Raw genomic sequence first — 10,617 nt, 5'->3', positions numbered from 1 at the left:
CCGCCCAGCCCGCCCAAAGCGCTCTGGCCGAAAATGCCGCAGGCGATGCCGCCCCACACGCCGCACAAGCCATGCAGCGGCCACACACCCAACACATCGTCGATGCGCCATTTGCCTTGGGCCGCGGTAAAGCACCAGACAAACAGCGCCCCCGCGACGGCACCGGTGACCAGCGCCCCCACAGGATGCATCAGGTCGGAACCGGCACAGATTGCCACGAGCCCCGCCAACGGGCCGTTATGCAGAAAGCCGGGGTCATTGCGCCCGACTATCAGTGCCGCCACCGTACCGCCAACCATAGCCATCAACGAGTTCACCGCCACCAGTCCGCTGACACCTTGCAGGGTTTGCGCGCTCATGACGTTGAAGCCGAACCAGCCGACGATCAGGATCCACGAGCCCAACGCCAGAAACGGGATGCTCGATGGCGCGAACGCGACCAGCCGACCGTCGCGATAGCGGCCATTACGCGGCCCGAGCAACAGCACCGCCGCCAGTGCCAGCCAACCGCCCATGGCATGCACCACCACTGAGCCTGCGAAATCATGGAAACCGGCGCCGAAGCGCTCCAGCAACCAGGCTTGCAAACCCAGGTTGCCGTTCCAGACAATGCCTTCGAAGAACGGATAGATGAACGCGACGATCAACGCGGTTGCACACAGCTGGGGAACAAACCGGGCACGCTCGGCGATCCCTCCGGAAATGATCGCCGGGATCGCCGCGGCAAAGGTCAGCAGGAAGAAAAACTTCACCAGTCCATAGCCATGGTCGGCATTGAGCACGGCCGCGGGCTGCATGAACGTCACGCCATAAGAAATCCAATAGCCTATAAAGAAGTAGGCCAGTGTCGAAACAGCGAAGTCGCTGAGGATTTTCGACAAGGCATTGACCTGGTTTTTCTGTCGCACGGTTCCGACTTCAAGAAAGGCGAAACCGGCGTGCATGGCCAGAACCATGACCGCACCGATCAGAATGAACAGCGTGTTGGAGCTATGGACCAGGGTGTCCACAGCGCTTTGCAGATTTTCCATGGAATGGGCAGACCTTATGGCAGAAAAAAAGCACCAAAGCAGTTCGCGATGACTGCCCATGCACCAAGTTGCAGCTTCAACGCATCAGCGCACTGATCTCGTTGAACCACTTTGGCGCACGGACGCCGCCCAGGAAAAACGCGCCCCGGACGTTTACGCGAGTTTTTGATTGTTGGTCCTACGGTTTTACTGAAATCATGCCCGGCAATAGCGCAATGGTGCGGACCGGCGCACCACGACCCAGCAAAAGTTGTACCAGTCATTTGTACTGAACCTTCGCCGAAGGCTCATACTCGAACGCATCAGAAAGCCACTTATGGAGATCACCCATGGCCCGCACCCAGGCAAAGACTGCTCAAGAAATCCTGATGAACGACTTTCAGACACTGGTCAGTGACACCGAACGCTTGCTGGAGCACACCGCGAACCTGGCCGGCGATCAGGCCGACGAATTACGCGAGCAGATTCACGACAGTCTCTTGCGTGCCCGTGAAACCCTGAAACTGACCGAAGACTCCCTGCGCGAACACGGCAAGGCTGCTGTCACCGCCACGGAAGACTATGTCCAGGCCAACCCTTGGCAATCCGTCGGGATCGCGGCCGGAGTGGGCTTCCTGATCGGCCTGCTGGCCAGCCGGCGCTGATATGGCGATCGGTGAATCTGGCCCGTCTGTAACGGGAGCAAGCTCCTCATCGCGGCGCCTGGGTGCTGCCTTCCTTGGGTTGCTGCACAGCCATGTCGAACTGTTCGGCATCGAATTGCAGGAACAAAAAGCCCGCACCGTCAGCCTGTTGCTGTTTGCCGGCCTGGCCCTGGTGTTTGCGTTGCTGCTGTTGGTGGGTTTGTCGACGCTGGTGCTTATCCTGTTCTGGGACACGTATCGCCTGACCGCCATCATCGGGCTCTGTGTGTTCTACTCCCTCGCCGCCATATTCTGTGGAATGCGCTTGAGAGCGGCGATTTTCGATGAGTCCTCGCCCTTCCATGGCACCCTGGAAGAGCTGGCCAACGATCGGGAGCGCCTGCTGCCATGAGCCTGCCTGAACTGCCACACAACAGCTCGCGCGCGGAAATGCGCAAGGCCCTGATCCGCCTGCGCATGGAAATGCATCGTCAGGAAATCCGCCACGAATCCGCGCAACTGCTGCAACCTTTGCAACGGGTGCGCGGGATGACGCAAAACCTGCAGGACGGCTTCGGCATCAAACACGCGCCACTCTGGGGCGTGGCCGCTGTCACCTTGCTGGGCTTTCTGACCGGCAAGGGTGCGAAGAACGGTGGTGGCCTCAGCAGCCTGACCCGGCTGATCCGCCTCGGCACCACACTGGGGCCGCTGATCAAACTGATCATGCAGGGCTCCTCACGCAAAGACTGATCAGCTTTTTCTGGCTGTATTCTTGTCATGTCGACGGGATGCCCCCCTCTATCGAGGGGGGCAATCCTGTGCGCCTACCCGGTCAACAGGCACCCTCCAAAAAAAATCTTGCAAGGAGGCCTCGATATCGACGCCGCCAGGTTGTAGTTCCGCTTGCAGGTCATGGCGCGAACCGGGAAGCTAGGCCATCAGTCACCTGACGGAGAGACCCCGCCTTGGATTGGCACACCCTGCTTACCCGCGAACGCCTTGGAAAACCTCTGCACAGCCCTGAAGAGCTCGGCCGCAGCCCTTTTCACAAAGACCACGACCGCATCATTTTCTCGGGGGCTTTCCGTCGCCTCGGGCGCAAGACCCAGGTCCATCCGGTGTCCAGCAATGATCACATTCATACGCGCCTGACCCACTCACTGGAAGTCAGCTGCGTGGGTCGCTCACTGGGCATGCGGGTCGGCGAAACCATCCGCAGCGCCCTGCCCGACTGGTGCGAACCCGGCGACCTGGGGATGGTGGTGCAATCGGCTTGCCTGGCACACGACATCGGCAACCCGCCTTTCGGCCATTCTGGTGAAGACGCGATCCGTCACTGGTTCCAGCAAGCCGCCGGCCGTGGCTGGCTGGATGCAATGAGTGAAGCCGAGCGCAATGACTTCCTGAATTTCGAAGGCAATGCCCAAGGCTTTCGGGTTCTCACTCAACTGGAGTATCACCAGTTCGACGGCGGCACCCGACTGACCTATGCAACGCTGGGCACGTACCTGAAGTATCCATGGACGGCCAGGCACGCCGACTCGCTGGGATACAAGAAACACAAGTTCGGGTGTTATCAGAGCGAGCTGCCGCTGCTGGAGCAGATCGCCCATAAACTCGGCCTGCCGCAACTGGAGGAGCAACGCTGGGCGCGGCATCCGCTGGTGTACCTGATGGAGGCCGCCGACGACATCTGCTATGCGCTGATCGACCTGGAAGACGGCCTGGAAATGGAGTTGCTGGAATACGCCGAAGTCGAGTCCCTGCTGCTGGGACTGGTGGGCGATGACTTGCCGGAGACCTACCGCCAGCTCGGTCCCGGCGATTCACGTCGACGCAAACTGGCGATCCTGCGCGGCAAAGCCATCGAGCACTTGACCAATGCCGCGGCCCGCGCCTTCGTCGAGCAACAAGAGGCGCTGTTGGCCGGTACACTGCCCGGCGATCTGGTGGAACACATGCACGGTCCCGCCAAGCGTTGCGTGCTGAATGCCAAGGACATGGCCCGCAAGAAAATCTTCCAGGACAAGCGCAAGACCCTGCACGAGATCGGCGCCTACACCACGTTGGAAATCCTGCTCAATGCCTTTTGCGGTGCAGCACTGGAGCAGCACAACGGTCGGACCCCGTCATTCAAGAGCCGCCGCATCCTTGACCTGCTGGGTAACAATGCACCCGATCCACACGGCCCATTGCACACTTCGTTTTTGCGCATGATTGATTTCATCGCCGGCATGACCGACAGCTATGCCAGTGACATGGCCTTGGAAATGACCGGCCGCGCCAGCCACTGAGGTGTATCGATTGATCAGCCATTACGGCATTCGTTATGGCTGATCCCCCCTTCAACTTCCAACAGCACTCAAGTTTCGTCGAATCGCCCTACAGCACATGGCGAGCAAACTGATCGCTTGCCCGGTACTCTCGCGAAACAATCGCCCTCCCTTCTGTTCGACAGATGAAGTGCTCCCCATGGCCGAAGACGATCTACGCATCCTCGTGGTGGAAGACCACCCCTTCCAACTAATAGCCACTCAATACCTGCTGGAAAGTTATGGCTTCACCCGACTGACTACCACCGACAGCGCCAAAAGCGCCATGCAGCAAATGCTCGGGGCCGATCAACCGTTCGACATCCTTTTATGCGATCAATGCCTGCCCGATCTGACGGGACTCGATCTGGTCCGGTTCGCCAGCCAGAGAGGGCTGATCAGGCAGGCGATCATTCTGAGTAGCCTGACGACCTCTGAACTGGATGAACTTGAAAAAACGGCCATTGAACACGCGCTGCCATTATTGGGTTACTTGATAAAACCATTGAAACAATTTGAATTTAGAGGCTTATTGACCTCGGCATCACTATCGAAAAAACACATATAAAATCCGACAAACACACAGCGAAAAACTTACAAGAAACTTCCTTTTAAAGTGCACCAAAGCATTAGGCTTTTTCAGCTTTCCTAATAAGAAACCTAGTTAACACGTAGTCCCATTCTTTTTTACTTGTAGGATTTCTCCTATATTGCCGCTACAGCTCGGTCAGTTCATGCGTCCCTTCAAGTATCTGAGCTATGGTGCGCGCTTTATTTGAGCTCGCATGGGACTTGATTATGAACTCCGTTTTTATTGTCGATGATCACCCGGTTATCCGCCTTGCCGTTCGAATGTTACTGGAACATGAAGGTTACAAAGTCGTCGGCGAAACTGACAATGGGGTCGACGCCATGCAGATGGTTCGCGAATGCATGCCGGACCTTGTCATTCTCGACATCAGCATTCCAAAACTGGATGGCCTGGAAGTGCTATCACGATTCAACGCAATGAGTACCCCCCTTAAAACGCTGGTACTGACAGCACAATGCCCGACACTTTTCGGTATTCGTTGCATGCAATCCGGTGCATCGGGCTATGTCTGCAAACAAGAGGACATCAGTGAACTGGTCAGCGCCATAAAAGCGGTATTTGCAGGTTACAACTATTTCCCGAGCGAGGCTTTGAACCCCGTCCGCGGAGATGAAACACGCTGTATCGAACTGGAACTGTTCAAATCGGTAAACGACCGGGAGCTGATGGTCTTGCAACTTTTTGCCCAAGGTCGCACAAACAAGGAAATTGCCAAGGGCATGTTTCTGAGCAACAAAACCGTGAGCACCTACAAAAAGCGCCTCATGCAGAAACTCAAAGCCAAATCCCTGGTTGAACTGATCGAGATGGCAAAACGTAACGCGCTAGTGTGAGAACCTCGATGCCCAGCCGTTTGAAGGTCTATCTGATTCAAGTGACCGCAGGTCTATGCGTGAGCACCTCGTTGTTCGGGGCACTGGGCAATGAACACTACACGCTGCTCAGCCGCTCTAACGCCGGGTCACTGGAGGTTCGGCTGGATGAATCCCAGCGACAATGGCTAAAAAATAAAAATCAACTAAGGCTCGGTACGTCGGCCCCGGACTATCCCCCTTTCGACCTGACCACCAGTGGTCAGGACTATGAAGGGTTTACCGCCGATTACGCTGGTCTCCTGGGAAAAGTAACCGGTTTGCCCGTCACGGTTCAGCGTTTCGATTCCCGAGGGGCCGCGATCGCTGCGCTGAAGAACGGCGAAGTCGATCTGCTTGGCACCGCCAATGGATTCGAAGCTGACAATACCGACATTGCACTGTCCATACCCTATGCCGTCGACCAACCCGTATTGGTGACCCGCGAAGGGGAAACCCGATCCCTCACCAATGGCTTGGCCGGATTGCGCCTGAGCATGGTGTATCACTACTTGCCGCTGGCGGAAGTCAGGGCGTTGTACCCGAAGGCGATCATCACGTCCTATCCGTCCTACCAGAATGCGATCAATGCCGTTGCTTTCGATCAGGCGGACGTTTTTCTCGGTGACACCATTTCAACTCACTACATGATCAACAAGGGGTACTTGAACAACATCCGCATGGCCAACTTCGGCAAACATGAAGCCTATGGTTTCAGCTTCGCCGTTAACAGGAACAACCCCGAACTGCTCGGCATCATCAACGCGATGATCACGGCCATCCCTTCCAGTGAACGAGAAAACATCGCCAAACGCTGGAGCGCCGGTAGCGACATTCTGCTGACCGATCAAAAGCTGCAACTCACTGACCGGGAAGAACGCTGGCTGGCACACCACCCGATTGTGCGCGTCGTCGTCAACGAAGCCTTTGCGCCACTGACGTTTTTCGATAGCAATGGCAACTTTCGCGGGGTCACCGCGGATTTGCTTGAGCTGATCAGGCTGCGCACCGGCTTGCGCTTTGACATCCGGCGCAGTCGAAGCGATGACGAAATGATCAAACAGATCAAGGACAACAAGGCCGATGTGATCGCCGCGTTGCTTCCCAGCGCCCAACGTCAAACCCAACTGAACTTTACCCGCCCCTTTCTGGAAAATTCCTACGTCCTGCTGACCCGCAAAGCCGCCGACAGCCCGACCAACCTCGCGCAGTTACAGGACAAGCGTCTGGCCATTGCCCGCGGCAATCCACTCATGGACTACCTGCGCAAAGAGTTTCCCCGGATCAAGTTGATCGAAACCCCGGACACATTCAGCGCCGTAGAGTCACTCGCCGAAGGCCAGGCCGAGGGCGCGGTGAACTCACTGGTCATTGCCAATTACTTCATTTCCTCGCGGCTGTTCGAGCACACATTGCAAATCAGCACCACCATCGGCACCGAGCAGGCGGCGTTTTCCCTTGCCACCGCTCGGGGCGCCAAAGAGCTGAATGCGATTCTCGACAAAGCGTTATTGAGCATCTCGCCGGAGGAACTGGGCATCATCAACAGTCGCTGGCGCGGCTATTCGGCGTCCTCGCAAAGTACCTGGCGCAACTATCAAAGGCTGTTCTACCAAATTGTCATCGGTGCAGGCGTGCTATTGCTGATTTCCATTGCGTGGAACGACTACATGCGACGCCAGATCAAGCAGCGCAAGGCCGCCGAGCGTGCGTTGAACGATCAGTTCGAGTTCATGCGATCGCTGGTCAATGGCACGCCCCATCCGATCTACGTACGTGATCGCCAGGGGCTGCTGCAAAGTTGCAACGACAGTTACCTGCAAGCGTTCTGCGCCAGGCGTGAAGATGTCATTGGCAAAAGCGTCATGCAGGGATCGATGAGCAATGTGTTCGAAGCCCGGGAGTACCAGGCTGACTACCAGCGTGTGGTGGCCGAGGGCAGACCGTTGATTGTCGATCGCGAGCTGCACATTGGTGGCCGGCGGCTGACGATCTATCACTGGATTCTTCCCTATCGGGATTCCAGCGCAAAAGTGCAAGGCATTATCGGTGGCTGGATCGACATCAGCGAACGGCGGCAACTGCTCGATGATCTGCGTTGCGCGAAAGAGCGCGCCGATAACGCCAATCGGGCCAAAAGCACGTTTCTGGCCACGATGAGCCATGAGATCCGCACACCGATGAATGCAATCATTGGCATGCTTGAACTGGCACTCAAGCGTCTTGATCATCAGCACCCGGAGCGTCCGGCCATCGATGTCGCGTACAACTCGGCGAAAGGCTTGCTGGAACTGATCGGCGATATTCTCGACATTGCCAGAATCGAATCAGGACGCTTGAGCCTGAGCCCGGAGCGCGTTAATCCGGGTGAACTTGTGGCCTCGGTCGTGCGGATTTTCGAAGGCCTGGCCCGACAGAAAGAACTCGAGCTGGTGCTGGAGTTTTCATCGGCCAACCCGACCTTCGATGTGTTGCTGGACCCATTGCGCTTCAAGCAAGTGCTGTCCAATCTGGTCAGCAATGCCATCAAGTTTACCGAGCAAGGCCAGGTCCGGGTCATTGTCGACCTGCACCCGGCAACGCAACCTGAGCGCGTACAAATGCGGGTGCAGGTTCACGACAGTGGTATCGGGATCAGCGAACAGGATCAACAACGCCTGTTCGAACCCTTCGCTCAGGCCGACAACGCCATACAATCGGCCAGGGGGGGCGCAGGGCTGGGACTGGTGATCAGCCACAACCTCTGCGAGATGATGGGCGGCAGTCTGCAATTGCGCAGCGAGCCGGGCGTCGGCACTCAGGTGGAGGTGTTGCTGCAGCTGGAAACGTTGCCGCTGCAACAGTCAGCCCAGGTGGCGGAGGCGCAAATCGTCGTCGCCACAACCCCATTGAATGTTCTGGTAGTCGATGATCACTCGGCCAATCGTTTGCTCACGTGCCAGCAACTGGAGTTTCTTGGACATCGATTTACCGTCGCGGCCGATGGGCAGGAGGGATTTCAGGCATGGAAAGACCAACCGTTTGATCTGGTGATCGCAGATTGCAACATGCCGGTCATGAACGGTTACGAGCTGGCCCGTGCCATTCGCCAGCATGAACGACAAAACCATCGTCCTCCCTGCACCGTTTTCGGCTTTACCGCCAACGCCCAACCGGAAGAAATACAACGCTGCAAACAGGCCGGAATGGACGACTGCCTGTTCAAACCCCTCAGCCTCGGTGCCTTGAGTCAATGGGTGGAAGGCATTGAACCCACCCATGCAACCCCGGCGTTCAGCCTGCACGGGTTGAAACTGATGACCGGAGGCAACCCGATGTTGAACCGGCGATTGCTCAACGAGTTGGTGAGTAGCAACCGCCAGGATCTGCAAACACTGTTGCCACTATCCAGCTCCGGGGATAAGCAGGCGTTGCAGGACATTGCCCACAAAATCAAGGGCGCAGCCCGGATAGTGCAGGCCTCCCGCTTGATCGACTGCTGCGAGGCGCTCGAAGCAGCCTGCCATGAGGATTTCGATCGCGAAAAAGTAGCTGGATGCTGCAATTCCATGGAGCGCGCCATGCTTGAGCTGGAGGGCGCGTTACTACGTCAGATCGAGCATTACGACGAAGGCAAAGTGAAAGAGCCTTAACTATGCTCGGACCCTCGGTAGTGTGTTGACCGTCATGGAGAAACCCGCAAGCGCGATGTCTGGATCAGCTACTGGCAGGCCATTGCCCTGGGCGGTAACGTGTCTAGTCCTGAAATAGGTTTACACCTGTTTCACCCTAACGCCCGATGCACCACATCGGGCTTGCTGGCCAAGGCCAGCCTGGCGTCTTGATCAGCAGTCAGTCAGGCGCAGGAAAATCGCCGCCAGCTGTTCGATTCCGGCCTGGTCCTGCGCAGTGAAGCGGGCGAGCTTCGGACTGTCGAGGTCGAGCACTCCGATCAATCGGCCGTCCTTGACCAGCGGCACCACCAGTTCGCTGTTCGAGGCGCTGTCACAGGCAATGTGACCAGGGAACGCATGCACATCTTCGACTAGCTGGGTCTGCAAGGTGGCTGCCGCCGTCCCGCATACGCCACGGCCGAACGGAATTCGCACGCAAGCGATCTGCCCCTGAAACGGGCCCAGCACCAGCTCTTCATTACGGTTGAGGTAGAAACCGGCCCAATTCAAGTCATCGAGCTGATTGAACAGAAACGCTGAGAACTGCGCGGCATTGGCGATAAAATCCCGCTCGTCCGCCAACAAGGACTCAAGCTGCGCGTGCAGCATGCCGTAGCCTTCGAGGCCCTGGCCGCTTTTTTGTAAATCGATCATGCCTTGTGCTCCAACAGCTTCAGCCCGACCCAATAACGGGCAAATTGATAGGCGCAACGTCCATTGCGATTGCCTCGGCCGGTGGCCCAGCGTACCGCCAGAATGTCCAGTTCTTCGTTGCGCTGCCACGCCAGTCCGGCCTTGCCGGCCAACTGGCCGATCCAGTGCTCGACGACGTTGAGGAAATGTTCCTGGGTAAACGGATAGAATGACAGCCACAGGCCGAAGCGGTCCGACAGCGCGATCTTGTCTTCAACCGCCTCGCTCGGATGCAGTTCGCCGTCGACCCGTTTCCAGTTTTCGTTGTCACTTTCCATTTCCGGCACCAGGTGGCGACGGTTGGAAGTGGCGTACAGCAAAACGTTGTCCGGCGCCTGTTCCAGCGAGCCATCAAGGACGCTTTTGAGCACTCGGTAATCACCCTCGCCCGACTCGAACGAGAGGTCGTCGCAAAACAGCACGAAACGCTGGGGCAGTTTGCCGATCTGTTCGACCACTCGCGGCAGGTCTGCCAGGTGATCACGCTCAATCTCGATCAGGCGTAAACCGGCTTGAGCGTGCTCGGCCAACAAGGCGCGCACCAGCGATGACTTGCCGGTGCCGCGCGAGCCCCAGAGCAAGGCGTGGTTGGCCGGCATGCCGTCGAGGAACTGCCGGGTATTGCGCCCAAGCTGCTCGACTTGCCGGTCGACGCCGATCAGGTCCGATAAACGCATGTCGAGGCTGACCTCCAGCGGCATCAGATAACCGCCGCGCGACTCACGCTGCCAGCGCGCGGCCAGGCATTGCGTCCAGTCGATGGCTGGCCGCGGTGCCGGCAGCAACGGCTCGATGCGGGCCAGAACGGCATCGGCGCGTTCAAGAAAAGCATTCAATCGGGAATCCACGACTTCTCCTC

At 57.6% G+C, this 10,617-nt stretch carries 10 protein-coding genes; 7 read left to right on the top strand and 3 right to left on the bottom strand.

All coding sequences use genetic code 11. The features are described from left to right. Window positions 1-1,031 (bottom strand): ammonium transporter (locus KGA85_RS28290; protein WP_223543554.1); only part of this gene is annotated, 1,031 nt, incomplete at its 3' end. Window positions 1,032-1,360: 329 nt separating this feature from the next. Here KGA85_RS28290 and KGA85_RS28285 point away from each other — a divergent pair. The 7 genes from KGA85_RS28285 to KGA85_RS28255 all read left to right on the top strand — a co-directional run bounded on the left by KGA85_RS28285 (window position 1,361) and on the right by KGA85_RS28255 (window position 9,044). Then, entirely contained in the window at window positions 1,361-1,675 is a 315-nt protein-coding gene (locus KGA85_RS28285; RefSeq protein WP_223456297.1) for a YqjD family protein, read from the top strand. Between the two features lies 1 nt (window position 1,676). Beyond that, window positions 1,677-2,066 carry a phage holin family protein gene (locus KGA85_RS28280; RefSeq protein ID WP_223533578.1) on the top strand — a complete coding sequence of 130 codons (390 nt, stop codon included), beginning with the start codon at window positions 1,677-1,679 and terminating at the stop codon, window positions 2,064-2,066. Next, the gene (locus tag KGA85_RS28275; RefSeq protein ID WP_095944931.1) at window positions 2,063-2,407 is read left to right on the top strand and encodes a hypothetical protein; all 345 of its coding nucleotides are present in this window, start codon (window positions 2,063-2,065) and stop codon (window positions 2,405-2,407) included. The genes KGA85_RS28280 and KGA85_RS28275 overlap by 4 nt, the downstream gene beginning before the upstream one ends. A 215-nt stretch (window positions 2,408-2,622) precedes the next feature. Further along, window positions 2,623-3,951, top strand: a complete 1,329-nt coding sequence (locus KGA85_RS28270; protein ID WP_223456295.1) for a deoxyguanosinetriphosphate triphosphohydrolase — start codon at window positions 2,623-2,625, stop codon at window positions 3,949-3,951. Window positions 3,952-4,129: 178 nt separating this feature from the next. After that, a complete protein-coding gene (locus KGA85_RS28265; protein WP_223456294.1) occupies window positions 4,130-4,537 on the top strand; it encodes a response regulator in 408 nt (135 codons plus the stop codon). 230 nt (window positions 4,538-4,767) lie between these two features. Next, window positions 4,768-5,394, top strand: a complete 627-nt coding sequence (locus KGA85_RS28260) for a response regulator transcription factor (RefSeq protein WP_008002663.1) — start codon at window positions 4,768-4,770, stop codon at window positions 5,392-5,394. 8 nt (window positions 5,395-5,402) lie between these two features. Beyond that, the gene (locus tag KGA85_RS28255) at window positions 5,403-9,044 is read left to right on the top strand and encodes a transporter substrate-binding domain-containing protein (protein WP_223533579.1); all 3,642 of its coding nucleotides are present in this window, start codon (window positions 5,403-5,405) and stop codon (window positions 9,042-9,044) included. Between the two features lie 192 nt (window positions 9,045-9,236). Here the strand turns inward: KGA85_RS28255 and KGA85_RS28250 are convergent, their stop codons facing one another. Both KGA85_RS28250 and KGA85_RS28245 read right to left on the bottom strand, forming a co-directional pair. After that, a complete protein-coding gene (locus KGA85_RS28250; protein ID WP_008002666.1) occupies window positions 9,237-9,719 on the bottom strand; it encodes a GAF domain-containing protein in 483 nt (160 codons plus the stop codon). After that, window positions 9,716-10,606: an ATP-binding protein gene (locus KGA85_RS28245; protein ID WP_223456292.1), complete on the bottom strand. Its 891-nt coding sequence runs from the start codon at window positions 10,604-10,606 to the stop codon at window positions 9,716-9,718. The genes KGA85_RS28250 and KGA85_RS28245 overlap by 4 nt, the downstream gene beginning before the upstream one ends. Between the last annotated feature and the right edge of the window lie 11 nt (window positions 10,607-10,617).

Origin of the sequence: Pseudomonas sp. GL-B-12 (genome assembly GCF_019955895.1) — a bacterium.
Classification (GTDB): Bacteria; Pseudomonadota; Gammaproteobacteria; order Pseudomonadales; family Pseudomonadaceae; genus Aquipseudomonas.
Note: the sequence above shows the minus strand (reverse complement) of the source record. Positions and strands in the feature narration are given on the sequence as shown.